The sequence below is a fragment of the Flavobacterium riviphilum genome, from assembly GCF_055231795.1.
Genome location: NZ_JBUYSY010000001.1, coordinates 183805 through 208335, shown reverse-complemented (window position 1 = coordinate 208335; position 24531 = coordinate 183805). Strand labels below are relative to the sequence as shown.

Here is a 24531-nt window from a genome sequence, read left to right as displayed (position 1 = left end):
CTGTTGATTATAGCAATGTACGAATGGCGAAAAAATCGGCTACTTACATTTAGATGCTAAACTAATCTCCCGACGCATCGGGACAATAACAACATTGTTTTTAATTGAATAAATAATTCTATTAAGTCTTGCCCATAGCGAACAAGACAGGCAATATTAACGTTTAGAGAATTGGAATCTCTTACGAGCTTTCTTCTGACCGAATTTCTTACGTTCAACCATTCTTGGGTCTCTTGTTAATAAACCTTCTGGTTTCAAAACGCCTCTGTTTTCAGCATTTACCTCACACATTGCGCGAGCGATTGCCATTCTAACAGCTTCTGCTTGACCAGTAACACCTCCACCATAAACGTTTACTTTTACGTCAAAGTTTGATGCATTTTCAGTCATAGACATTGGTTGCATTACTTTGTACTGTAAAGTAGCAGTTGGGAAGTACGTTGCGAATTCTTTTTTGTTTACAGTGATTACTCCTGTTCCTTCTGAAACATAAACACGAGCAACAGCGGTTTTTCTTCTACCGATTTTGTGAATAACTCCCATTACTTAAGATCGTTTAGGTTAACAGTTCTAGGTTTTTGAGCGCCATGTTTGTGCTCAGCTCCTACAACAACATTTAAATTTCTGAAAAGTTCTGCTCCTAATTTGTTTTTAGGTAACATCCCTTTTACTGCTTTCTCTACTAACAACGCTGGGTTCTTAGCTTGTAATACTTTAGCAGTTAAAGTTCTTTGTCCTCCTGGGTAACCTGTATGACGCATGTAAATTTTGTCATCTAGTTTGTTACCTGTAAGGTTAATTTTCTCTGCGTTGATAACAATTACGTTATCTCCACAGTCCACGTGAGGTGTGTAACTTGGTTTGTACTTCCCTCTTAAAATCATAGCGACTTTAGAAGCAAGACGTCCTAAGTTATGACCTTCAGCATCAACAACAATCCATTCTTTGTTTGAAGTGGCTTTAGTTGCTGAAATTGTCTTGTAGCTTAATGCGTTCACAATAATAATTTTTAATTAAACATTCCATCCCCAATAAAGGGAGTGCAAAAGTACAATTAATTTTTATAAAACCAAACCATCTCATTATAATATTTTGTGTTGATTATCAGATGTTAATATATTGTAAACTGATTCTGAAGTTCCTCTTTATACTTTCTAAGGTATGGAAACTCCTTTTTTTTTTTTTTTCATTCTTATCAATTCTTTTTTTGAATAGATTTGTTTGTACGTACTTTACTAATCAATATCATTTAAACCGTTCAGAATGCGTAATAATTCTTTTTACTTTACTTTTTTTGTTTTTAATCTTGTTGTTTTCTCTAGTTATGCTCAATCACCGGCAATTGTAAAGACAATCTTTAATGATAAAAGCAGTCCTTATTTTTATGATTTTTCTCAATATCCTGCGATTAGTCCCACTATGCCTATTGGTGTTTTTGATTCGGGTACCGGTGGGTTAACAGTTTTAAATGCTATTGTTAATTTGGATTCCTATAATAATGTTACACATAAAAAAGGGAGCGATGGAATCTTGGATTTTCAATATGAAGATTTTATTTATTTGGCAGATCAGGCCAACATGCCTTATGGAAATTATGCAGCGACCAATAAAACAGATTTGCTAAGAGAGCATATTGTTAAAGATGCACATTTTTTGATTCAAAACGCTTTTTATGTCAATAATCAAAAGAATTTTTCTAAATCACCTATAAAAACTATGGTTGTGGCTTGCAATACAGCTACAGCATATGGTTTGTCGGATATTGAACACTATTTGGAACTGACCAATACCAAAGTCAAAGTTATTGGTGTTATTAATGCTGGAGTGCAAGGCGCCCTTCAGACTTTTGGTAAAAATGAAAATGGAAGTATTGGTATTTTTGCAACAGCAGGAACAGTGGCTTCTAATGGATATACTCATGCGATTCAAGAATATATTAAGAAAAATGGTTATAAAGGAAATATTCAGTTGTATAGCCAAGGTGGGGTAGGTGTGGCAGAGGCCGTTGATGAAGATTTGAATTATATCGACCCTAATGCCACTTCTCCAAGGTCTATTTACAAAGGTCCAGGTTTGGCTAATTCAGATTTGTCTATTGACAAAACGTTGCTGAATATATATGGGTTTGATTTTTCTAATTTTAAAATGTTATGCGATGCCAAAGAAGTGGATCAATGCGGTTTAATTCAAATCAATTCGCCCGAGAATTATGTTCGGTATCATTTGGTTTCTTTACTTGAAAAAATGAGAAAAACCCCCAATGCTTTACCGTTAAAAACTTTAATTTTAGGTTGTACGCATTATCCTTTTTTGACGCGAGAAATTGATAAAGTTTTGAGAGAATTGCGTACGGTTAAACAAAATGGAGTTTACCTTTATAAGAAGTTGCTTTCGAAAGAAGTGCATTTAATTGATCCTTCAGTGAATACCGCAGAAGCACTTTATGAGTATCTTGTACAACAAAAATTAGATAACTCTACTACTCATGTTCAAAAAGCGGACTTCTTCATTAGTGTACCCAATTTGAATAATCCCTCGGTTGTAACTGATTCAAATGGGAGTAGGTTTGTTTATGATTATAAGTATGGAAGAAATGCGGGGGCCAACGAGGAATTTGTTTTAAATGTGCCTTTTTCAGCGCAAAATATTACGGAAGATATTGTCAAAAGGTTTCAAAAACAGATCCCAAAGGTGTATCAATTGATAGTAGATTCTCCCTTAAATAAATGGGTCGATGCAGCCCATGTTTTGAAAAAGTAGTTTTGAAAAAGTAGTTTAAATTGTAATAAATAGTTAATTATTTTCGGAAAAATGCATTTTAAGATGTTATTTTTGTTGTATTTTTACATTTGATAAAGAAATGTAAAATAAATTCAATAGATTTTGTCATAATAGAGACCTCAAAATTTCAGTTATGGCTGATCAATTAAAATAAAATATACGAAAATGAAAGTGAAAGCCACTCTAAAACAAATTGCAAAGGAACTAAATGTATCGGTGTCAACCGTTTCTAAAGCCCTCAATGACAGCCCGGAAATTAGTGAGCAGACCAAGATTAAAATAAAAGAGTATGCGAAACTAAAAAATTATAAACCAAATGTGATTGGTTTAAATCTTAAGAATCGTAAAACAAAAACGATTGGTGTAATTATTCCTAATATTTTGAACTCTTTTTTCGCCAAAGTTTTCAGTGGAATAGAAAAAGTAGCAGATTCTAGAGGTTACAACGTAATCATGTGTATTTCTAATGAATCGCTAGAAAAAGAAGCCAATACGTTAGAGATGCTGAGTAACGGTACCATCGACGGTTTTGTTTTGTCTATTTCTGAAGAAGCTCAAAAAAATCATGAGTACAATCATTTAAAGGAAATTATTAGTGATGGAACGCCAATTGTTTTATTTGATAGAACAACTGACGAATTAGATTGTGACAAAGTTATAGTAGATGATTTTGATTCAGCCTTAGATTCCACGCAGTATTTGATAGATTCAGGTTGTAAAAACATTGCCTTGTTATCAACTATAGATAACTTGAGTATTGGGAAATTGCGTTTACAAGGCTACTTGCAAGCTTTAAAAAATAATGGATTGCCAATCAATGAGAATATTATTCTAAGCACCGATTCGAGCGAAGGTTTGAATGAAAAGGTAGAAGCCATGTATGCTAATAATACCATAGATGGGGTCTTTGCACTTTCGGAAGATGAGTCAGTTGCGGCCTTAAAATTCGGGATAAAAAGAGGTTTGCGTATCCCTGAGGATTTATCGGTAATAGGTTTTGCTGATGGAATCTTAGCTTCTCGAAGACTTTCTCCAAGTTTGACCACCGTAAGTCAACATGGTGTTGAAATTGGTGAAGTAGCGGCTCAATTATTAATTGATCGTCTGGAATCTAAAGAAGAGCATTTGCCATATCAAACTAAAGTGATTAAAACTAAATTGAAAGAAAGAGAATCGACCCGATCAAAATAATCGATTCACATTACTATAAAAAGGCAATCAAAATTTTTCTGATTGCCTTTTTGTTTTGTATTGATTGTTGTTTTTGAGCTATTTGTTCTTTTTTCCGTGCCTTTTATTTTTATTTCGATCATTTGAATCAAATGCCTTTTCAATTTTTTTTGTATTCCCTTTAGAGACAGCTTTTGCTAGTTTGTATTTTTCTTTGTGTTTTGAATTTTCTCTCCAAGGATCGTCTCCCTCAAAATCAAAATCATTAAAAGTGCCTTCTAATCGAATAGTGTTGGGCAAAGAGCCGCGAGTAATCCATCGGCCTCCATTCAGGAAAGTGTATAACCTAGCAATGGGGTCGTAATAGACATTGGCTTCCGAATAATATCTGTATTTCTTTTTTAATCCGTGTGCTTTTGCATGAGCAGGTGGATTTTGGGCACTCAATGTATAGGTGCCTGCGCCGATAAGAAATACCAAAATCAAAAGAATCGTTTTGAATGTTTTTTTCATAAAAATATTTTTTTGGTTCGCGCAATTATTTGTAAATCAATAGTGTAAAGATAGTGGATTAATTTAAAAATCTTCGATTTTTTTAATCGGTATTTTATAGTTCTTTAGGGATTGATAATTGAAAATGGTTTGTAGGATTAAAACAAAAAGGCAGAAATCGATAAGATCATTGGCTTTTCGATTTCTGCCTTTTCTGGTTTTGGTTTTGGACTTAATACTACTGTAGCAATGTCCTAGTTTAATGTGCTTCCAACCAATTTTTACCGATTCCAATTTCAACATCTAGTGGGACTGCCATTTTGAAGGCATTTTCCATTTCGTGTTTGATCATCGGTTGTATTTTTTCAAGTTCCGAATTGTGTACGTCAAACACCAATTCGTCATGCACTTGTAATAACATTTTGGATTGCCAATTTTCATCAGTAAGCTTTTTATGAATATTGATCATAGCAATTTTGATAATATCGGCAGCGGAACCTTGGATAGGAGCATTGACAGCGTTTCGTTCTGCTCCACCACGTACAATGGCGTTGGCAGAGTTAATATCTTTTAAATAACGTCTTCTGCCTGAAATGGTTTCTACATAGCCGTTTTCTCTGGCAAAATCAACTTGTTCTTGTATGAATGATTTTAATCTTGGATAGGTTTTGTAATAGGCTTCGATCAAATCAGCGCTTTCTTTTCTAGACAAATTGGTTTGGTTGCTTAATCCAAAAGCAGAGACACCATAGATAATTCCGAAGTTGACTGTCTTAGCATGGCTACGCTGTTCTTTGGTTACTTCTTCTAAAGGAACATTAAACACTTTGGCAGCCGTACTTTTATGAATGTCTTCTTTGTTTTGAAAAGCTTTGATCATGTTCTCTTCACCGCACAAAGCCGCGATAATGCGCAATTCTATCTGAGAATAGTCCGCAGAAAGGAGCGTGTAATTTTCATTACGTGCGATAAATGCTTTTCTGATTTGTCGTCCTCTTTCTGTACGAATAGGAATGTTTTGTAAGTTAGGATTATTGGAACTCAAGCGACCTGTTGCAGCCACCGTTTGCATGTAATCGGTATGCACTCGTCCGGTTTTTTTATTGACTTGATTGGGTAAAGCATCAATGTATGTACTTTGCAGTTTTACCATCTGACGCCATTCGAGTATATCACGAACAATTTGGTGCTCATGGGCTAAATAAGATAAAACTTCTTCACCCGTAGCATACTGTCCTGTTTTGGTTTTCTTTTGTTTTGTTCCACCAATTTTTAACTTGTCGAATAAAATATCGCCCAGTTGTTTTGGGGAAGCTAGATTGAATTTTTCACCCGCTGTCTCATATATCTGTTGTTCGAAAGCATCGATTTCTTTTTGCATATCAATCGACATGTTTTTTAGGAAGTCAACATCCAAATTGATACCCTCTTTCTCCATATCGGCCAACACTTGTACTAAAGGCATTTCGATCTCGTCAAACAATTTTTGAGTGCCCACTTTTTCTAAAATTGGTTGAAAATGGGTTGCCAATTGAAATGTGATATCAGCATCTTCGGTAGCATATTCTTTAATGGCTTCCAATTCTACTTGACGCATTGATAATTGGTTTTTTCCTTTTTTGCCAATTAAAGTTTCGATCGATTTTGGACTGTATTTTAAGTAGGTTTCAGATAAAACATCCATATTGTGTCGCATATCGGGATTGATCAAATAATGCGCAATCATGGTGTCAAATAGTTTTCCTTTGACTTGAATATTGTAATTGGAAAGAATTTTCAGGTCATATTTCATGTTTTGGCCAATCTTCTCGATGGCTTCATTTTCAAAAAAGGGCCTGAATTTTTCTATCAATACCTGCGCATCTTCTTGGTTTTCTGGAAAAGGAACATAAAACCCTTTGCTTTTTTCCCAAGAAAAAGACATCCCAACTAGTTCGGCATTCAAAGCATCAATTCCGGTAGTTTCGGTATCAAAACAAACTGAAGTTTGTTGCAATAAATTTTGAAGCAATAATTTTACAGGAAAATCACCTTGAATAGTTTGGTAAAAGTGAGGGGTATCCTCTAATGTTTTGTAAAACTTATTGAAACCATTCTCATGACTATTTTCTTCGTCAGAGAACCCAAATAAATCCATTTGGTTTTCTGCGGTTTTTTTAGATGGAGTTTTTTTAGTTGTAGCTGTAAGTGTTTCGCCTCCATTGCTCTCAATCTCATCGTATTCTTTTCCAGTTCCAAAGAGTTTGTCGAATTGCGCTTTCATTTGACGGAATTCTAATTCTTGAAACAAGGCGTCGGTTTTTTCAACATCTGGTTTGGATAGCTCAAAATCATGTGCATCAAAGGTAACAGGGCAATCGAGTAAGATGGTGGCTAGTTTTTTGGATAAAATCCCTAATTCGGCATTGGCTTCTATTTTGCTTTTCATAGCCCCTTTGAGTTGGTGGGTATTGGCCAGCAAGTTTTCTAAGGTTCCGTATTCGGCCAAGAATTTCTTAGCGGTTTTTTCGCCAACTCCCGGTAGTCCTGGAATGTTATCTGCCGAGTCGCCCATCATGCCCAAAAAGTCGATTACTTGTTCGGGGCGTTCAATTTCAAATTTGGCCAAAACCTCTGGAATTCCCCATATTTCAATGTCGTTCCCCATTCGGGCAGGTTTGTACATAAAAATATTTTCGGATACCAATTGTGCAAAATCTTTATCGGGTGTAACCATAAATACTTGATAACCTTCTTTTTCGGCTTGTTTGGCTAAGGTCCCAATAAGGTCATCGGCTTCAAAACCAGCTTTTTCTATGATTGGAATATGCATGGCCTTTAGCAATTCCTGAATGTAGGGAACCGCAATTTTAATCGCTTCGGGCGTTTCGTCACGATGCGCTTTGTATTCTTGATACATTTCATAACGATAATCACTGCCTCCTTTGTCAAAAGCTACAGCCAAGTGATCGGGTTTTTCTCTTCGAATAACATCCATCAAAGAGTTCATGAAACCCATAATGGCCGAAGTGTCCATGCCTTTTGAGTTGATTCTCGGGTTTTTGATAAAAGCATAATAGCCACGAAAAATAAGCGCATAGGCATCCAGCAGGAAAAGTCGTTTTGGTGTTGACATGGTTTTTTTATCTATAAATTTGAAAAGGTAAAAATAATCAAAGCAATTGGAAAACCTAGGGAGATATTGCTTAAAGTATATTCTTCCAATTGGAGACTATAAAGGATTATTTTCAATTAGCGAAGTATGGTGTATGTTTAAAAAAAATAAGTTAAAATTAAGATAATCCGCTCCAACTTACTTTACATTATTTGTTAATTTGCGCTGTAAATCCTCGGGTATGATGTTTCGTTTTTTGGTGTTTTTTGTCATCATTGCAATTATAGAAGTCTATTCTTTTCAAGCTATTAGATCAATCGTTAAAAGCAAATTTTTTTTGTGGAGCTATCTTTTTGTAAGTGCTGTTCTTTTGATTTACATTGTATATGGTTTTTCTCAGTTTGATCGTTCGGTAGGGCAAACCCAAGCTACTTTGCGCACCATGGGACTGATGTTGTTGATTTATGTTCCTAAAACTTTTCTTGCTTTTGTATTATTGGGAGAAGATTTATTTAGAGTAGTTTCTGCTTGTATTGGATATGTGGTAAATAGAGAAAAAGAAGTTGGGTTTTTGCCCACTCGTCGTAAATTTATAAGTCAAATGGGATTGGGCTTAGCTGCAGTACCATTTTTTTCATTGTTGTACGGTATTTTCGAGGGACGATATAATTTTAAGGTCATAAAACAAGCTATTTATTTTCCTGATTTACCCGAAATTTTTGATGGTTTTACGATTACTCAAATTTCAGATGTGCACAGTGGTAGCTTCGACAATCCAGATAAAATTGCTTATGCGATAGATTTAATTAACGCACAAAAAACCGATATCATATTGTTTACAGGCGATATCGTGAATACTCATGCTAATGAAATGCTTCCATGGATTGATACCTTTAATAAAATCGAAAAGCATCCTTATGGGAAATTTGCTGTTTTAGGGAATCATGATTATGGAGAGTACATTACATGGAAAACCAATGAAGAGAAAGCCAAGAATTTTGAAGCTATAAAAGCATTGTATGAACAAATTGGTTTTAAACTTTTGCTAAATGAACATGTTTTTATTGAAAAAGAGGATCAAAAAATTGCTCTAGTTGGTGTAGAAAATTGGGGGCATAACTTTAAAAAAGCTGGTGATATCGTTAAGGCTTCCGAAGGATTGAAACGAAACGATTTTAAAATTTTAATGAGTCATGACCCAAGTCATTGGGAACACATCATTAGAGAGGATGAAAAGCATTTTCAGCTGACCCTTTCTGGACACACCCACGGAATGCAGTTTGGTATCGAAATTCCAGGCTATTTCAAATGGAGTTTAGCGCAATATGTATACAAACAATGGGCGGGACTATATGAACATTTAGGAAGATACGTCTACGTAAACCGTGGATTTGGGTTTCATGCTTATCCTGGTAGAGTGGGTATTATGCCGGAAATAACTGTAATTCAACTAAAAAAAGGAGAAAATAGAGCATGATTGGTTAAATATGCTATATTTGCAAATAATATCACTAAAAAAATATTATAAATTAAATATTTTGGTTATATGTCAAAATTTGGAGAACTAATAAACGCTCAAGTTCCAGTGTTAATTGATTTTTACACTGATTGGAACGAATCTTCAGTTTCGATGCATCCTGTGATAAAAGATGTAGCTGCAGCCTTAGGAGACAAAGCCAAAGTCATTCGAATTGATGTGGATAAAAATCAAGAGTTAGCAGAGGTTTTACGTATCAAAGGTTTGCCAACTTTGATGATTTACAAAGAGGGTGTCATGATGTGGAGACAATCAGGAGAATTGGATGCTAATACAATAATTGGATTAGTTCAAGAACAAATATAGAATCTAGTTTTTTGATTCCTATTTAAAAAAGGATTTGTGTTTGAGATGTTTAAAGCGTTTCAAATACAAATCCTTTTTGTTTTAAATCATAAATAGCTTTGGGTAGGGTAAAGTATAAGTTTTTGGAGGCTTTAACGCTATCATGAAAAACGATAATACTGCCCGATTGCACTGATGAAATAACATTGTCTAAGCACTTTTGCGGAGAAATTGTAGTGTCAAAATCAGCACTTAGGACATCCCACATGACTATTTTATATCCCAATTCCTTCAATTGTTGAGCTTGTTTTCTTTTTATTTTCCCATAAGGAGGGCGAAATAAGTTTGGCTTATGATTGGTTTTTTTATGAATAATTGTTTCGCACTCTTTGACGTTTGCAATGTAGTTTTCTAAAGTGTGCTTCCATCCATTAAGATGATTGTAGGTGTGATTTCCTATAGCATGACCTTGTGATAGTATGGTTTGGAATAACAATGGATTGGATTCTATGTTTTTTCCAACACAGAAAAAAGTTGCTTTTATGTTTTCTTTTTCTAAGAGTTCGAGCACCCAAGTAGTGATTTCGGGGGTTGGTCCATCATCAAACGTTAAATAGATTTTGTTGTGATGGTTAGGACAATCCCAAAGATAATTGGAAAAATATTTTTTAATCAATGCGTTGGTCTTTATCCAATAGAATGACATGTTTCTTTAGTTTTTACTATAAAGTTAAAAAAAATGTAGCATAATCGAATTATGCTACATTTTAAATGGGGTATTATTTTTTACTATTCTTTTTCTCTACCAAATCTTTCAAAGATGTTGATGTAGGTGTTAAAGGCAGCTTTGTTTTTATTGTAAAAATTCAAGTCGCCACTTTCTTTCATGACCATCAGCAAACTTCTATAACGTTCAATATCTGTAATTATATCGATGGCTATGTCTGTTTGGTCAGATGGAGGAAGGGTGCTGAAATACCTAAGATTGTCTTGGTATTTTTTGATTAATTTAGACAATAGCTCCTGTGCTTTTTGTGTTTCACCAAGATCATAATATCCTTTGGCAAAGGGTTCCACCAAGGAGTAATAACCAAATTTATCCAGAGGCATTTTGGTCATAGCAAGTTCGATTACTTTTCTGGCTTTATCCTTTTTGCCTTCTGCAATTAATTGATTCATAAGTCTTGACAAGTACGAACGGTAGGTGATGCTGTTTTTTCTTGTTTCAGGATCGTGATAGATGTTTAGACTTTCGCTATTGCCCCAATCCCATTTCATGACATTTTCATACATCTTTTCAGAGTCCATTCCTCCCATTTCTAATGGACTTGCGTCTTTTGACGTTTTTGTTTTAATTGGTACTAGCTTATAAGTCATACCTTCTAATTGTAGGTAGTCTTTCATCCAAAGGAAGTCTTCGTCATCATAAGCGCCTCCACTAAAGTAGATAGGTCGCTCCCAATTGTTATTGGCAATTAAATCCAACATCATTAAACGGTTTTTGTACAATGCTCTTCCTTTGATGTCGATATCAATATAAGGTACGATGGAGTCATATTGAGACGGTGCTACAATTTTGTTTTTGATGATAGCTTCTTTGTTTACAGGCAATCTGAGTTTATTTGTTGGGAAAAAATGTATGGTTTGTCCATTTTGTAACTCAACGGTTGATTTTGGATGTTTGATGAAATTCATCATATCCTTGATGTCCCAGCGCGTATCGATTTTTTCGATATACGCAACATAATCTAACTTATCGCCCACATATTCATCATGGTTAAAGGAAATGGGTAGTGGGTTGGATTCGTATGCTTTTCTTTTCATTTGATCGATATACCAATCCGTCATAAATAAGCTGGTATTTACAATTCGGACATCGGTTCTAACTTTTTCTATTTCTTGAGCATACCATAGAGGGAAGGTGTCATTGTCACCAATTGTAAATAATATTGCGTTTTTATCACAAGAATTTAAATAAGCTTTGGCCATGGCTACAGCAGTATATCTATCAGAACGATCATGGTCGTCCCAGTTTTGAGTAGCCATTAATACTGGGGCGGCTAATAAACTTCCGGCAATTAGTATTGGTCCAGCCCATTTTGGTGCCACATATTTTCTGAGACTCTCATACAGTCCATATACCCCAAAACCAATCCAAATGGCAAAAACATAAAAGGATCCCACTAAGGCGTAGTCTCTTTCACGAGGTTCAAAAGGACGCTCGTTTAAGTATATTTTCAGGGCAAGACCGGTAAATAAGAAAAGTGTTAATAGTACATAAAAACTTTTACGGTCTTTACTTGCGTGGAACATTAATCCGATTAAACCTAAGATAAAAGGTAAGAAGTAATAAGTGTTTCTACCTTTATTATTCAAAACGTCTTCTGGTAAATTGTTTTGGTTGCCCAAACGAAATGAATCTAGTGCATTAATTCCGCTTAACCAATTACCGTCAAGATTGTCATACTTTCCTTGAATGTCGTTTTGTCTTCCGACGAAATTCCACATAAGGTATCTCCAATACATATATCCAAATTGGTATTCAGCCATAAACCATAAGTTGTCCCATGTAGTTGGTTTTTCAACGATTAAATAATCGCCATAGCTTTTAAGGAATTTTACATATCCACTGTTGTCAATTTGTTTTTGGGCATAAGCTGCTCTAAACTCGGCAACAATTTTTTCAATTTCATTACGTACTTGAGCCGTAGCTTTGTTTAAATCTTCTTCACTCAATTTGCTTGGATCTATACCATATTGTAACAGATCTTCTTCGTATGGGTAATCGGGGTTGAGTCTAAAAGCTGGAGGGTTGGTGAAATTAATGTAATTTTCGATGTGATCACCGCTTCTCATTCGAGGCAAAATAGTTTTATGAGCATCATCACTATTTTGTTCCGCGTTTTTGTAATTGTTAACAATCACATACTTGCCGGTTTTATAGTCTCGTTCGTAGTTTGGAGCTTTGTCTAAATACGGGTTGTTTGGATCTAATCCGGCAAAAGCTTCAGTATATTGTGATCCATAAAATAATGGGCTAGCACCATATTGTTCACGATTATAGTATGCTAATACTTCTCTCGCATCTGAAGGTTTGTTTTCGTTTATTACCACATTGGCATTAGCTCTGATGGGTAACATCATCCAAGTAGAAAATCCAATTAATATAAATAAAATGCATAGAATAATAGTATTGTAAAACACTAAGCCTTTTCTATGTGTGTACTGTAGTCCGAAATAGAAAAACAAACCAAAAAGCAGGGCTACAAACAAGGTTCCGGAATCAAATGGTAAACCTAGATTATTCACCATATATACTTCTGTTTTTCCAAAGAACGCCATGGTTAAAGGTAGAAGTAGTTTGAATATGAATAATAAAACGGATATTACCACTATATTGGCAATAATGAAATTCTTTATAGTTACTTTTTCATAGTGTTTGAAATAATATAAAAAACCAATGGCAGGTATAGTTAGCAATGCCATGAAATGCACCCCAAAGGATAATCCTATTACTAGAGAGATGATAAGCAACCATTTGTTGCCTTTGGGTTGGTCCATGTCTTGTTCCCAACGCAAACCAAGCCAAAATAATAAAGCAATAAGTAATGAGGCCATAGCGTATACCTCGGCTTCAACCGCATTGAACCAAAAACTATCCGAAAAAGTATAAGCCAGTGAACCTACAAAAGAACTTCCTAAAATAGCAATTTCATTATTAGTGTTGATTTCTGAATAGTGCGCAATCATTTTTCTTAAAATCATGGAGCTGGACCAGAACATAAATAGAATAGTGAAGGCGCTCGAAAAAACAGAAAGCATGTTTACCATTAAGGCTATATGAGATGGATCTGTAGCAAACATTGCAAAAAAGGCTCCCATCATTTGAAATAAAGGCGCTCCAGGAGGGTGGCCTACTTCTAATTTAGCGGCTGTAGCAATGTATTCGCCACAATCCCAAAAACTCATGGTGGGTTCTACAGTTAAAGAATAAGTCAAAAGGGCAATTCCAAAGGTGAACCAACCTAGAATGGTGTTCCATTTGTTAAAATTAAAGGAAGTTTGATCCATGTATCTTATGTGTTTTTATTTCGATTACAAAGAAAATGTTTTTTTGTGGAAAGCGAAAAGCATTAATGGTATTTTATGTTTTTGTTGGGCTTGTAGGTAAATATTTGATTATGAATTTTATAACCAGAAAATTTTTTATTCGAGAAAAAAAATGTGATTTTTTTTGAATAAATTCGCTTAAAAAGTTTGCGAAACTTATTTTTTGTATTACATTTGCACTCGCAAAACGATAGCAATGGTCTATGGTGTAATGGTAACACTACGGTTTTTGGTGCCGTCTTTCTAGGTTCGAGTCCTAGTAGACCAACAAAGAAAAAAAACCTCTCAGAAATGAGAGGTTTTTTTGTTTTTATGCCTATTGGAAGAATTAAAGTTTAAAAGACAAAACTGGTTTTTGAGAATGATTAGCTAGATCTTCTGTAATGCTTCCGTTGAAGAAATGAGCAAATCCTGTTCTTCCGTGTGTGTATAAGGCGATAAGATCTGCGTTAACTTCGTCAGCGTACTTCATGATCCCTTTTTCTACATTGGTTTCATTAAATACAGCGATGCTATAATTGGTTAAGTCAAATTCTCGCGCAAAAGATTGCATTAAAATAGTTGCTTCTTGAGTTGTTTTAAAGCTGTTGGGTGTGCATATAGTTACTAATTGAATTTTAGCATCAAACTTTTCGGCTAATGATTTTAATTTAGAAAATGGAATTTTGGCTTCATTGGAAAAATCCGAGGCGAAAACAATGTTGTTAATTTTGAAATCATCTTCTTCGTTTTTGATTACTAGAACGGGTACTTCGGAAGAGCGAACAATTTTTTCGGTATTGGATCCTAGAAATATTTCTTCCATTCCAGAAGCGCCGTGTGAACCCATTATAATTAGGTCGATGTTGTTTTGGTTGACAAATTTTAAAACGCCATCAAAAGCTTTTTCAAATTGAATCAATTCAGATACTTGAATGTTGTCAAGATAAGGTTTTTCTGAAATTTCTGATAGTTTTTCTTTTGCTTTTTCAATGTATAGCATTACTTCGGGAATGCTTTTTCCGCTTGAAACAGCATCAGACATTTGGTTTGGGAGTTCTAACATGTGCAGTAACACAATTTCTGCTTGGTTTTGTTTTGCGATTTGTGCAGCGGCTTTTAATGCGTTTTCGGCATAGATTGAAAAATCAGTTGGAACTAAAATCCTTTTCATGGTTGGTTTTGGGGTTTTAATGTGAGAAATTCCTTTATTTAAAAGGTTATAGTAAATTTAATATTTTTTTTAGTATAATCAAATAAATTAATTTGTAAAAAAACACTATATTTGCAACATTATTTATTAAAAATTAAGTAATGAGGGGGCAGTAGTCCCCTCTTTTTATACAATTATTATAAAATTATGTCATTTAAAGCAAAAGTACAAGAGTTGATCGAGGCGGCTTTGCTGGAGAAGCCAGGCGTTTTTTTAATAGACGTATCTATTAATGATGCCTTTAAAATCCAAGTTACTTTAGATGGAGATAATGGGGTTGCTCTTCAGGACTGTATAGATGTAAGTCGTGAAATCGAAAATGGATTAGACCGTGAAGCACAGGATTTTTCATTAGAAGTGGCATCTGTAGGTGTTGGTTCGCCATTAAAAATGATTCGTCAATACAAGAAAAATATCGGAAGAACATTGATTGTGAAAACTGCTACTGAAAATATTGAGGCAGAATTAGTTGAAGCAACCGATGATTTTATAATTTTGTCTTGGAAAGCAAGAGAGCCTAAAAAAGTTGGAAAAGGAAAGGAAACTGTTCAAAAAGAACTAAAGTTGCCTTATTCAGATATTAAAGAAGCAATTGTTACAGTAACATTTTAATTAGAGAATTCGCATGGAAAATTTAGCATTAATCGAATCATTTTCAGAGTTTAAAGATGATAAGCTTATTGATCGTGTAACGCTTATGGCAATTTTAGAAGATGTATTTAGAAATGCCTTGAAAAAGAAATATGGTTCTGATGAAAATTTCGATATCATTATCAATCCTGATAAAGGAGATATGGAAATTTGGAGAAGAAGAGTAATTGTTGCCGATGAAGACTTGGATTTCGAAAACGAAGAGATTACTTTAACAGAAGCTCGTAAAATTGAAGCGGATTTTGAAATTGGAGAAGAAGTTTCAGAAGAAGTAAAATTAATAGATTTAGGAAGACGTGCTATTTTGGCTTTACGTCAAAACTTAATCTCTAAAATCCATGAACACGATAATACGAATCTTTATAAACAATTTAAAGATATTATCGGTGAGATTTATACAGCCGAAGTGCACCATGTGCGTCCAAGAGTTGTAATTTTGGTTGATGATGAAGGTAATGAAATTGTATTGCCAAAAGAAAAACAAATCCCTTCTGATTTCTTTAGAAAAGGAGATAATGTTCGCGGAATTATTGAAAGCGTAGAATTAAAAGGAAACAAACCTCAAATTATCATGTCTAGAACTTCTGAGAAGTTCTTAGAGAAATTGTTTGAGCAAGAAATTCCAGAAGTTTTTGATGGTTTGATTATGATCAAAAATGTAGTGCGCATACCTGGAGAAAAAGCAAAAGTTGCTGTTGATTCCTATGACGATCGTATAGATCCAGTTGGAGCATGTGTGGGGATGAAAGGTTCTCGTATTCACGGTATTGTTAGAGAGTTAGGAAATGAAAATATCGATGTAATCAATTACACCAATAATATTCAATTGTATATCACTAGAGCCTTAAGTCCTGCTAAAGTTTCGTCTATTAAAATAAATGAAGAAACTAAACGTGCCGAAGTGTTTTTGAAATTAGAAGAAGTTTCAAAAGCTATTGGACGTGGAGGACAAAATATCAAATTGGCAGGTATGCTAACAGGTTATGAATTGGATGTTATTCGTGAAGGAGATATCGCTGGGGCAACTGCTGATGAAGATGATGTTGAATTAACAGAGTTTTCAGATGAAATCGATGAGTGGATTATCGATGAATTTGCAAAAATTGGTTTGGATACCGCTAAAAGTATCTTGAGCCAAGATGTAGACGATCTAGTTAGAAGAACTGACTTAGAAGAAGAAACAATTCTAGATGTAATTAGAATTTTGAAAGAAGAATTCGATAGTTAATCTATATTCTTCACACAACACAACAAAATAGATAATAATAAAAAGGTTTTATGTCTGAAGAGAGAATAATAAGAATAAACAAAGTTTTAAGGGAATTGAATATTTCTTTAGAAAGAGCGGTGGATTATCTTAAAGATAAAGGGATTGCTGTTGAATCCAATCCAAACACTAAAATTTCTGAAGAGGTATACAATGTCTTGTGCAGTCAGTTTGCTGGAGACAAAGGTAACAAAGAGGCGTCTAAAGAAGTAGGAGAGGAAAAAAGAAAAGAGAAGGAAGCTTTACGTATCGAAAGAGAGAAAGAAATTGAGAATAAACGTAAAGCAGATGAAGAAAAAGCTAGACAGCAAGAAGTCATTAAAGCTAGAGCAACGGTAACTGGTCCTGTTCAAGTTGGGAAAATCGATTTGAATCCCAAAAAATCAGCTCCAATTAGCGCTCCTGTTGTTGCGGAAGAAAAAGTAGTGCCTCCGGTTGAAAAAGTTACTGAGCCTGTTCAAAAAACGGCGGTTATTTCAAATGAAACTTCTTCAGATAAAAAAGAAGGGCTTCCTCAAGAGCCTAAGAAGAAAATTGAAGAGAGCAAGGAAGCTGAAGCTCCTGTAGTTACGCCTTCTAAAGAAAAAACAGTTACACCTGTGGTTTCTGAGCCTGTAGTAGAAGATACTATCACTACTCAATATCAGAAACTTTCTGGGGCTACGCTTACGGGGCAAGTAATTGATCTTTCTCAATTTGAAAAACCTAAAAAGAAAAAAGAAGATCCTAAAATAACACCTAATAAGCCAGGTGCTCCAGGGGCCAATGCAAACAAAAATAAACGCAAACGTATTGCTCCAAAACCAGGTGCAAATGCGCAAAAGACCCCAGGAACTACAACTGGACCAAATCCAAATAGAAACGCACAAGGCAATGCTGGTGGGCCTAATAGAGGAAATAAACCAGGATTTGTAAAAGGGAATCGTCCTGCAATTGTAGCCAAAGTAGAGCCAACGGAAGAAGAAGTTAAAAATCAAATCCGTGAAACTCTTGAAAAACTTCAAGGGAAAGGTGGTAAATCTAAAGCAGCTAAGTATAGAAGAGAAAAAAGAGAAACACATCGTCAAAAAACTGATGACGAACAAAGAGCATTAGACGAAGGAAGCAAAATCCTAAAAGTTACTGAATTTGTAACCGTTGGTGAAATCGCAATTATGATGGATGTGCCAATTACAAAAGTGATTGGAACGTGTATGTCTTTAGGTATAATGGTGACCATGAATCAACGTTTGGATGCTGAAACCTTGACAATTGTTTGTGATGAGTTTGGTTATGAAGTGGAGTTTATTACTGTTGATATTGAAGAAGCAATAGAAGTTGTTGAAGATAGAGAAGAGGATTTAGTAACTCGTGCTCCAATTGTTACTGTTATGGGTCACGTTGATCACGGGAAAACGTCTTTGCTAGATTATATTCGTAAAGAAAATGTAATTGCAGGGGAGTCTGGAGGTATTACTCAGCACATTGGGGCGTATGGAGTGACATTGGATAATGGTCAAAAAATTGCCTTCTTAGATACGCCGGGTCACGAAGCGTTTACTGCTATGCGTGCACGTGGAGCTCAAGTAACGGATATAGCGATTATTGTTATCGCTGCAGATGATGATATCATGCCTCAAACCAAAGAGGCAATCTCTCACGCGCAAGCTGCTGGAGTGCCAATTATTTTTGCAATTAACAAGATTGATAAGCCTAATGCTAACCCTGATAAAGTAAAGGAAAGATTGGCAGGAATGAATCTGTTAGTTGAAGATTGGGGAGGAAAAATTCAATCACACGATATCTCTGCGAAAGTAGGAACAGGGGTGAAAGAATTGTTAGAAAAAGTTTTACTTGAAGCTGAAATACTTGATTTGAAGGCCAACCCAAATAAGTTGGCACAAGGTACGGTAGTTGAAGCGTATCTTGATAGAGGAAAAGGATATGTGTCTACGATTTTAGTTCAGCACGGAACATTAAGAGTAGGAGATTATATGTTGGCAGGAAAGCATCACGGAAAAATCAAAGCAATGCATGATGAGCGTGGCCATGTGGTAAAAGAAGCAGGCCCTTCTACTCCTGTGTCTGTTCTTGGTTTAGATGGAGCTGCCACTGCTGGTGATAAGTTTACGGTATTTGAGGATGAAAAAGAAGCTAAACAAATTGCTGCTAAGCGTGCTCAATTAATGCGTGAGCAGTCTGTAAGAACGCAACGTCATATTACTTTAGATGAAATTGGAAGACGTATTGCTTTAGGTCAGTTCAAAGAATTGAATATCATTCTTAAGGGTGATGTGGACGGATCTGTTGAAGCGTTATCGGATTCTTTCTCTAAATTGTCTACTGATGAAATTCAAATCAATATTATACATAAAGGTGTAGGTGCGATTACTGAAACTGATGTAATGTTGGCCTCTGCCTCTGATGCTATTATTATTGGATTTAATGTTCGACCCGCGGGTAATGCTAGACAGTTAGCTGATAAGGAAGAAATCGACATACGCTACTATTCTATCATCTATGCTGCTATTGATGACTTGAAGGATGCTATGGAAGGAATGTTGGCTCCAGAAATGAAAGAAGAGGTATTAGGTACCGCTGAAATCAGAGAGATATTTAAAATATCTAAAGTAGGTTCAATTGCAGGTAGTATGGTTACCGATGGTAAAATAACGAAAAACGCTAAAATTCGCGTAATCCGTGACGGAGTAGTTGTGTTTGAGGGCGAATTGTTAGCGCTTAAGCGATTTAAAGACGATGTTAAGGAAGTTACCAAAGGATATGACTGTGGTATTCAAATCAAAGGTTTCAATGATATTGAAGAGCGAGATATTATTGAAGCATATCACGAAGTAGCAATTAAGAAGAAATTAAAATAAGATGTGATCTATAAAAAAAAGCCTCGATTATTCGAGGCTTTTTTTTGTAGGTTATTTGGATGGTTTTATTAAGAAAGCATTCTTGTATTTTTTTTGGAGTTCCATCAGTTTTTTTTCCGCTTCCATTCTGGTTCTAAAGTTGCCAACCCAAACTTTGTAGTTGGGTGTTTGGAAAAAAAGTGTGGCATCAACTTCTTTGTATTCTGTTTTGAATTCTGTTAATTGTTTTTTAGCAATTTCGGAACTACCACTGAATATTTGTATTTGATAGCGTTCTTGTAGGGTTAACGATGGATTTATTTTTTTCTTTTCATTAAGAAGTTGGTCTACTCTAGGGTCATCAATTATTGTTAAATTTTTATTTTGAGCAGAAATATTCGACAACGATATAGTTGTTAGAAATACTAGAAGAAAACGTTTTATAAGCCTTTGTTTTATCATAACTACTTGGTTTTTACGCAAAAATAGAATATTAAAAATTAAAATAAATCAAATTCCTTATTTAGAACGCGTATAAATTGAATTTAAGACTATTTTAAGGTTTTGTGGATAGTTCTGAAAGTGTATTTTTGTCGCGTATTTTCAAAAAAGTGGTTTTGTCAAACAAAATTAGTTGGTAAAACGCTAAAATTTTTTAGATAATTAATATACAATATGAAAAAGATGGGTAACCATAGTTCGATTACAAGGAGAATGGGTTTGAGTCTGGCAATTCTGCTGACGGCTTCCTTGAGTTTATTTGCGCAAAATCCTGCACCCGCAGAAGCGGCTGCTCCTGCAGAAGCGGCTGCGCCAGCAGCATCAGGAGGTGATGCTGTGAAAGGTAAGGAATTATTTAACACTAACTGTGCTGCTTGTCATAAATTAGATGCCAAAGCGACTGGACCTGCTTTGAGAGGTATAGCGGAAAGACGAGATGCAGCTTGGATTCACAAGTGGGTTAAGAACAGTTCAGAGGTAATAAAATCTGGGGATGCTTATGCAGTTAAGCTTTTTGAGGAAAATAATAAGTCAGTAATGCCTGCTTTTCCTCAATTGTCTGATGCAGATATTGATAATATTATAGCGTATACTTCTGCGCCAAAAGAAGAAGCTCCAGCGGCAGCTGCTGCAACGGGTACAGCTACAACACAAGCACAAGATGGAGGGATTAGTAATAATGTAATTCTTGGTGCCTTAGCATTAGTGATGGCTATGCTAGTAGTGTTGCTAGTTTTAGTTAACAATTTATTGAGAAAAGTTGCTAAAGCAAATGGAATAGAAGTAGAGGCTAAAGCGGCAGGTACTCCTATTTGGAAAGCATTTGTGAAAAACCAATTTTTGGTATTGGTTACTGCTATCTTTTTGCTTTTGAGTAGTGCTTATTTTGTTTATGGGTTTTTAATGCAGGTTGGGGTTGATCAAGATTATGCTCCAATTCAGCCAATTCATTATTCGCACAAAATTCACGCTGGAGATAATGAAATCAATTGTAAGTATTGTCACTCAGCAGCTAGAGTAAGTAAAAATGCAGGTATCCCTTCGTTGAATGTTTGTATGAACTGTCATAAAAACATTTCTGAAGTGGCTGAAACTACTGCAACTCCTGAGTATAGCAAAGCTTTTTACGATGAGCAAATTCAGAAATTATATACTGCAGTTGGTTGGGATAAAACAACACAAAGTTATACTGGGAAAACTCAGCCTGTAAAATGGGTGCGTATTCATAACTTGCCTGATTTTGTATATTTCAATCACTCGCAACACGTTACTGTTGCTGGTATTGAGTGTCAAACTTGTCATGGTCCTGTAGAAACTTTTGAAATTCAAAAACAGTTTGCTCCATTAACAATGGGATGGTGTGTTGATTGTCACCGTAAAACAGATGTGAAGATGGAAGGGAACGAATATTATACCAAAATCCACGAACAACTTTCTAAAAAGTATGGAGTTGAAAAGCTTACAGCGGCTCAAATGGGTGGTTTAGAGTGTGGTAAATGTCACTATTAAAAAGATTATTAAGATTTAATATTTATATATAATATGTCAACAAACAAAAAATACTGGAAAAGTGTTGAAGAGCTAGATCAAAATAGTTCAATTGTTGAGGCGCTTAAAAATAACGAATTTGTTGAAGAAATTCCTACTGATGAATTTTTAGGAAATAGTGATAAGCTTAATTCTTCTACTTCACGTCGTGACTTTTTAAAGTACGTTGGTTTTAGTACAGCGGCTGCAACATTAGCGGCCTGTGAAGGACCGGTTAACAAATCAATACCGTATGTGTTGCAACCAGAGGAAATCATTCCAGGTGTAGCCGATTATTATGCTACAACCGTTTTTGATGGTTTTGATTTTGCTAATTTATTGGTAAAAACTCGCGAAGGGCGTCCTATTAAAATCGATAATAATACTATTGCAGGAGCTAAGTTTTCTGCAAATGCAAGAATTCATGCCTCTATTTTGTCTTTGTATGACAATATGAGAATGAAAGAGCCTAAAGTAGCTGGAAAAGTTGCGTCATGGTCAGATGTTGACGCGAAATTGAAGTCTAGTGTGGCAGAGGCAAAAGCAAATGCAAAACAAGTGGTTTTCTTGACCAATACATTGGCAAGTCCATCAACTGAAAAGTTAATTGCTGAGTTTTTGGCTAAAAATCCTAATGCGAAGCATGTAGTGTATGATGCGGTTTCTTCTTCTGAAGCTTTAGATGCCTATCAAACAGTGTATGGGAAAAGAGCATTAGTAGATTATGATTTTTCTAAAGCATCGTTAATTGTTTCTGTAGGAGCTGATTTCCTTGGAGATTGGCAAGGTGGTGGATTTGATGCTGGCTACGCAAAAGGTAGAATACCTCAAGCTGGAAAAATGTCACGTCACTTTCAATTTGAAGCAAATCTAACTTTGTCTGGAGCTGCTGCTGATAAGAGAGTTCCAATGACGGTTGCGGTTCAAAAACAAGCTTTAGTTCATATTTATAACATTATAACCGGAAATAATATTGCGGTTAACATAGATAGTAAAGTAAAAGCAGAAGTTACTAAAGCTGCTCAACAGTTGAAGTCTGCTGGCGCAAAAGGAGTTTTGGTTTCTGGTATTCAAGATGTGAATGCTCAATTGCTAGTTTTAGCAATTAATCAAGCATTAGCTAGTGAGTCATTTGTGTTATCTGGTGCTCGTTTAATAAGAAAAGGTTCTAGCGCAGAAGTAGCTCAATTAGTAAAAGATATGAACGCTGGGTTGGTACATACCTTAATCATGAGTGGTGTAAACCCTGTTTATACATTAGCAGATTCTAAAGCGTTTACTGAAGGATTGAAAAAAGTATCTACTTCAGTAGCCATGTCAATGAAGGAGGACGAGACTGCTTTATTAGCTACTATAGCTGCACCGGTTCCTCATTACTTAGAATCTTGGGGAGATTTAATGTTGACTGAAGGTACTTATAGTATTACTCAGCCTACAATCCGTCCGCTATTCAATACAAAACAATTACAAGATGTTTTAATGTCATTGAATGGAGTTCCTGGAAATTATTATGATTATTTAAAAGCGGTATCCGTAGCGTATACTGCAGGTACTACTTGGAATAAAGCAGTGCATGATGGAGTAGTAGTAGGAAATGTTGCTACTGTATCAGCAGGTTCTGCTAATTTTGCAGCAGCTGCAACAGCACTTTCTGCCGCATCTACTGCAAAAGGTTTAGAGTTGGTATTGTACACCAAAACTGGTTTAGGAGATGGTCAACAAGCCAATAATCCTTGGTTACAAGAATTCCCAGATCCTATCACAAGAGTATCTTGGGACAACTACATTACTGTTTCTCAAGCAGACGCTAAAGCTTTAGGTTTATCTAATGAAATTGTTGCTAATGGTGGATTGAATGGGTCTTATGCAAAAGTTACTGCCAATGGCGTTACTTTAGAAAAAGTTCCTGTAATCGTACAACCTGGACAAGCTGTTGGAACCGTAGGTATGGCTTTAGGGTATGGTCGTAAAGCAGCTTTGAAAGAAGAAATGCAAGTAGGTGTTAATGCTTACGCTTTGTATAAAAATAATATCGATACACAAATTGTAACCATTGAAAAAGTTGGAGGTGAGCACGAATTTGCTTGTGTTCAAGGTCAAAAAACTTTGATGGGTCGTGGTGATATTATCAAAGAAACTACTTTAGAAATCTTTAATACTAAAGAAGCAAAAATTTGGAATGAAAAACCGGTAGTTTCATTAGATCACAAAGAAGTGGAAGCTTCTACAGTAGATTTATGGACTTCTTTTGACCGTTCTATTGGACATCATTTTAATTTATCGATAGATTTAAATGCTTGTACAGGATGTGGAGCGTGTGTTATTGCTTGTCATGCAGAAAATAACGTTCCTGTAGTTGGTAAAGATGAAGTGAGAAGAAGTAGAGATATGCATTGGTTGCGTATTGATAGATACTATTCTTCTGAAACCACTTTTGCTGGTGATGTTGAAAGAAAAGAGAATATTGCTGGAATTTCTAGTTCATTGTCTACTTTCAATGAAATGGAAAATGCTAGCGATAACCCTCAGGTTGCTTTTCAACCTGTAATGTGTCAACATTGTAACCATGCGCCTTGTGAAACTGTATGTCCAGTTGCGGCTACTTCGCATGGACGTCAAGGTCAAAACCACATGGCATATAACCGTTGTGTTGGTACACGTTATTGCGCAAACAACTGTCCTTATAAAGTTCGTCGTTTTAACTGGTTCTTGTATAACAAAAACAGTGAATTCGATTATCACATGAATGATGATTTGGGTCGTATGGTATTAAACCCTGATGTAAACGTTCGTTCACGTGGAGTTATGGAGAAATGTTCTATGTGTATTCAAATGACTCAAGCTACGATATTAAAAGCAAAACGTGAAGGAAGAGCTATTAAAGATGGTGAATTCCAAACGGCTTGTTCAAGTGCTTGTTCTTCTGGAGCAATGGTTTTTGGAGATGTTAATGATCAAGAAGCTGCAGTAACTAAATTAGCTGCTGATAAAAGATCGTATCATTTGTTAGAACATGTTGGAACAAAACCAAACGTGGTTTACCAAGTTAAAGTTAGAAATATCTAGAAAATAAATTAATTAAGAATC

17 protein-coding genes and 1 tRNA gene are annotated in these 24531 nt (G+C 35.4%); 10 read left to right on the top strand and 8 right to left on the bottom strand.

What is annotated here, in order from left to right:
• Positions 1-156: 156 nt before the first annotated feature.
• The gene (gene rpsI / locus ACZIX2_RS00935; RefSeq protein WP_024980376.1) at positions 157-543 is read right to left on the bottom strand and encodes a 30S ribosomal protein S9; all 387 of its coding nucleotides are present in this window, start codon (positions 541-543) and stop codon (positions 157-159) included.
• Entirely contained in the window at positions 543-998 is a 456-nt protein-coding gene (rplM, locus tag ACZIX2_RS00930) for a 50S ribosomal protein L13 (RefSeq protein ID WP_463338195.1), read from the bottom strand. Before rplM ends, rpsI begins: the two co-directional genes overlap by 1 nt.
• Before the next feature lie 265 nt (positions 999-1263).
• Here rplM and ACZIX2_RS00925 point away from each other — a divergent pair, with 265 nt between their 5' ends.
• Together ACZIX2_RS00925 and ACZIX2_RS00920 are read left to right on the top strand one after the other, a co-directional pair.
• Positions 1264-2760 carry a glutamate racemase gene (locus ACZIX2_RS00925; protein WP_463338194.1) on the top strand — a complete coding sequence of 499 codons (1497 nt, stop codon included), beginning with the start codon at positions 1264-1266 and terminating at the stop codon, positions 2758-2760.
• Between the two features lie 186 nt (positions 2761-2946).
• On the top strand, positions 2947-3972 hold the full coding sequence (locus tag ACZIX2_RS00920) for a LacI family DNA-binding transcriptional regulator (RefSeq protein ID WP_463338193.1): 1026 nt from the start codon (positions 2947-2949) through the stop codon (positions 3970-3972).
• 78 nt (positions 3973-4050) lie between these two features.
• Here the strand turns inward: ACZIX2_RS00920 and ACZIX2_RS00915 are convergent, their stop codons facing one another.
• A complete protein-coding gene (locus ACZIX2_RS00915) occupies positions 4051-4464 on the bottom strand; it encodes a hypothetical protein (protein WP_463338192.1) in 414 nt (137 codons plus the stop codon).
• 238 nt (positions 4465-4702) lie between these two features.
• On the bottom strand, positions 4703-7558 hold the full coding sequence (gene polA, locus ACZIX2_RS00910) for a DNA polymerase I (protein WP_463338191.1): 2856 nt from the start codon (positions 7556-7558) through the stop codon (positions 4703-4705).
• A gap of 220 nt (positions 7559-7778) precedes the next feature.
• On the opposite strand from polA, the gene ACZIX2_RS00905 reads away from it, so the two are divergent.
• Together ACZIX2_RS00905 and ACZIX2_RS00900 are read left to right on the top strand one after the other, a co-directional pair.
• The gene (locus tag ACZIX2_RS00905) at positions 7779-9014 is read left to right on the top strand and encodes a metallophosphoesterase (protein WP_463338190.1); all 1236 of its coding nucleotides are present in this window, start codon (positions 7779-7781) and stop codon (positions 9012-9014) included.
• Between the two features lie 69 nt (positions 9015-9083).
• Complete coding sequence (locus ACZIX2_RS00900; protein ID WP_159690082.1) at positions 9084-9380, top strand: thioredoxin family protein; 297 nt, start codon at positions 9084-9086, stop codon at positions 9378-9380.
• Positions 9381-9429: 49 nt separating this feature from the next.
• Here the strand turns inward: ACZIX2_RS00900 and ACZIX2_RS00895 are convergent, their stop codons facing one another.
• Both ACZIX2_RS00895 and ACZIX2_RS00890 read right to left on the bottom strand, forming a co-directional pair.
• Positions 9430-10065, bottom strand: a complete 636-nt coding sequence (locus tag ACZIX2_RS00895; protein ID WP_463338189.1) for a polysaccharide deacetylase family protein — start codon at positions 10063-10065, stop codon at positions 9430-9432.
• 83 nt (positions 10066-10148) lie between these two features.
• Positions 10149-13430: a glycosyltransferase family 117 protein gene (locus tag ACZIX2_RS00890; protein ID WP_463338188.1), complete on the bottom strand. Its 3282-nt coding sequence runs from the start codon at positions 13428-13430 to the stop codon at positions 10149-10151.
• Between the two features lie 236 nt (positions 13431-13666).
• Between ACZIX2_RS00890 and ACZIX2_RS00885 the strand changes: the two genes are divergently transcribed.
• Positions 13667-13737 (top strand) — tRNA-Gln (locus ACZIX2_RS00885).
• Positions 13738-13797: 60 nt separating this feature from the next.
• Here the strand turns inward: ACZIX2_RS00885 and ACZIX2_RS00880 are convergent.
• Positions 13798-14622 carry a universal stress protein gene (locus tag ACZIX2_RS00880; RefSeq protein ID WP_463338187.1) on the bottom strand — a complete coding sequence of 275 codons (825 nt, stop codon included), beginning with the start codon at positions 14620-14622 and terminating at the stop codon, positions 13798-13800.
• Between the two features lie 186 nt (positions 14623-14808).
• On the opposite strand from ACZIX2_RS00880, the gene rimP reads away from it, so the two are divergent.
• Genes rimP through infB form a run of 3 tightly spaced genes read left to right on the top strand, consistent with a single transcriptional unit; the run spans position 14809 to position 19437 of the window.
• A complete protein-coding gene (rimP, locus tag ACZIX2_RS00875) occupies positions 14809-15273 on the top strand; it encodes a ribosome assembly cofactor RimP (RefSeq protein WP_463338186.1) in 465 nt (154 codons plus the stop codon).
• Between the two features lie 13 nt (positions 15274-15286).
• Complete coding sequence (gene nusA / locus ACZIX2_RS00870; protein WP_463338185.1) at positions 15287-16540, top strand: transcription termination factor NusA; 1254 nt, start codon at positions 15287-15289, stop codon at positions 16538-16540.
• Positions 16541-16590: 50 nt separating this feature from the next.
• A complete protein-coding gene (infB, locus tag ACZIX2_RS00865; RefSeq protein WP_463338184.1) occupies positions 16591-19437 on the top strand; it encodes a translation initiation factor IF-2 in 2847 nt (948 codons plus the stop codon).
• A gap of 51 nt (positions 19438-19488) precedes the next feature.
• Here the strand turns inward: infB and ACZIX2_RS00860 are convergent, their stop codons facing one another.
• On the bottom strand, positions 19489-19878 hold the full coding sequence (locus tag ACZIX2_RS00860; protein WP_463338183.1) for an SPOR domain-containing protein: 390 nt from the start codon (positions 19876-19878) through the stop codon (positions 19489-19491).
• 213 nt (positions 19879-20091) lie between these two features.
• Between ACZIX2_RS00860 and ACZIX2_RS00855 the strand changes: the two genes are divergently transcribed.
• Together ACZIX2_RS00855 and ACZIX2_RS00850 are read left to right on the top strand one after the other, a co-directional pair.
• On the top strand, positions 20092-21426 hold the full coding sequence (locus tag ACZIX2_RS00855) for a c-type cytochrome (RefSeq protein ID WP_463338182.1): 1335 nt from the start codon (positions 20092-20094) through the stop codon (positions 21424-21426).
• Positions 21427-21459: 33 nt separating this feature from the next.
• The gene (locus tag ACZIX2_RS00850; RefSeq protein ID WP_463338181.1) at positions 21460-24510 is read left to right on the top strand and encodes a TAT-variant-translocated molybdopterin oxidoreductase; all 3051 of its coding nucleotides are present in this window, start codon (positions 21460-21462) and stop codon (positions 24508-24510) included.
• The last annotated feature ends 21 nt before the right edge of the window (positions 24511-24531 follow it).

What these genes read in the sequence shown, in the direction of transcription:
- ACZIX2_RS00925 (WP_463338194.1), top strand. Translation starts at nt 1,264, where the DNA reads ATGCGTAATAATTCTTTTTACTTTACTTTTTTTGTTTTTAATCTTGTT.
- ACZIX2_RS00920 (WP_463338193.1), top strand. Translation starts at nt 2,947, where the DNA reads ATGAAAGTGAAAGCCACTCTAAAACAAATTGCAAAGGAACTAAATGTA.
- rpsI (WP_024980376.1), bottom strand. Translation starts at nt 543, where the DNA reads ATGGGAGTTATTCACAAAATCGGTAGAAGAAAAACCGCTGTTGCTCGT.
- ACZIX2_RS00860 (WP_463338183.1), bottom strand. Translation starts at nt 19,878, where the DNA reads ATGATAAAACAAAGGCTTATAAAACGTTTTCTTCTAGTATTTCTAACA.
- ACZIX2_RS00855 (WP_463338182.1), top strand. Translation starts at nt 20,092, where the DNA reads ATGAAAAAGATGGGTAACCATAGTTCGATTACAAGGAGAATGGGTTTG.
- ACZIX2_RS00895 (WP_463338189.1), bottom strand. Translation starts at nt 10,065, where the DNA reads ATGTCATTCTATTGGATAAAGACCAACGCATTGATTAAAAAATATTTT.
- ACZIX2_RS00900 (WP_159690082.1), top strand. Translation starts at nt 9,084, where the DNA reads ATGTCAAAATTTGGAGAACTAATAAACGCTCAAGTTCCAGTGTTAATT.
- ACZIX2_RS00880 (WP_463338187.1), bottom strand. Translation starts at nt 14,622, where the DNA reads ATGAAAAGGATTTTAGTTCCAACTGATTTTTCAATCTATGCCGAAAAC.
- polA (WP_463338191.1), bottom strand. Translation starts at nt 7,558, where the DNA reads ATGTCAACACCAAAACGACTTTTCCTGCTGGATGCCTATGCGCTTATT.
- ACZIX2_RS00915 (WP_463338192.1), bottom strand. Translation starts at nt 4,464, where the DNA reads ATGAAAAAAACATTCAAAACGATTCTTTTGATTTTGGTATTTCTTATC.
- ACZIX2_RS00890 (WP_463338188.1), bottom strand. Translation starts at nt 13,430, where the DNA reads ATGGATCAAACTTCCTTTAATTTTAACAAATGGAACACCATTCTAGGT.
- ACZIX2_RS00850 (WP_463338181.1), top strand. Translation starts at nt 21,460, where the DNA reads ATGTCAACAAACAAAAAATACTGGAAAAGTGTTGAAGAGCTAGATCAA.
- ACZIX2_RS00905 (WP_463338190.1), top strand. Translation starts at nt 7,779, where the DNA reads ATGATGTTTCGTTTTTTGGTGTTTTTTGTCATCATTGCAATTATAGAA.
- rimP (WP_463338186.1), top strand. Translation starts at nt 14,809, where the DNA reads ATGTCATTTAAAGCAAAAGTACAAGAGTTGATCGAGGCGGCTTTGCTG.
- nusA (WP_463338185.1), top strand. Translation starts at nt 15,287, where the DNA reads ATGGAAAATTTAGCATTAATCGAATCATTTTCAGAGTTTAAAGATGAT.
- infB (WP_463338184.1), top strand. Translation starts at nt 16,591, where the DNA reads ATGTCTGAAGAGAGAATAATAAGAATAAACAAAGTTTTAAGGGAATTG.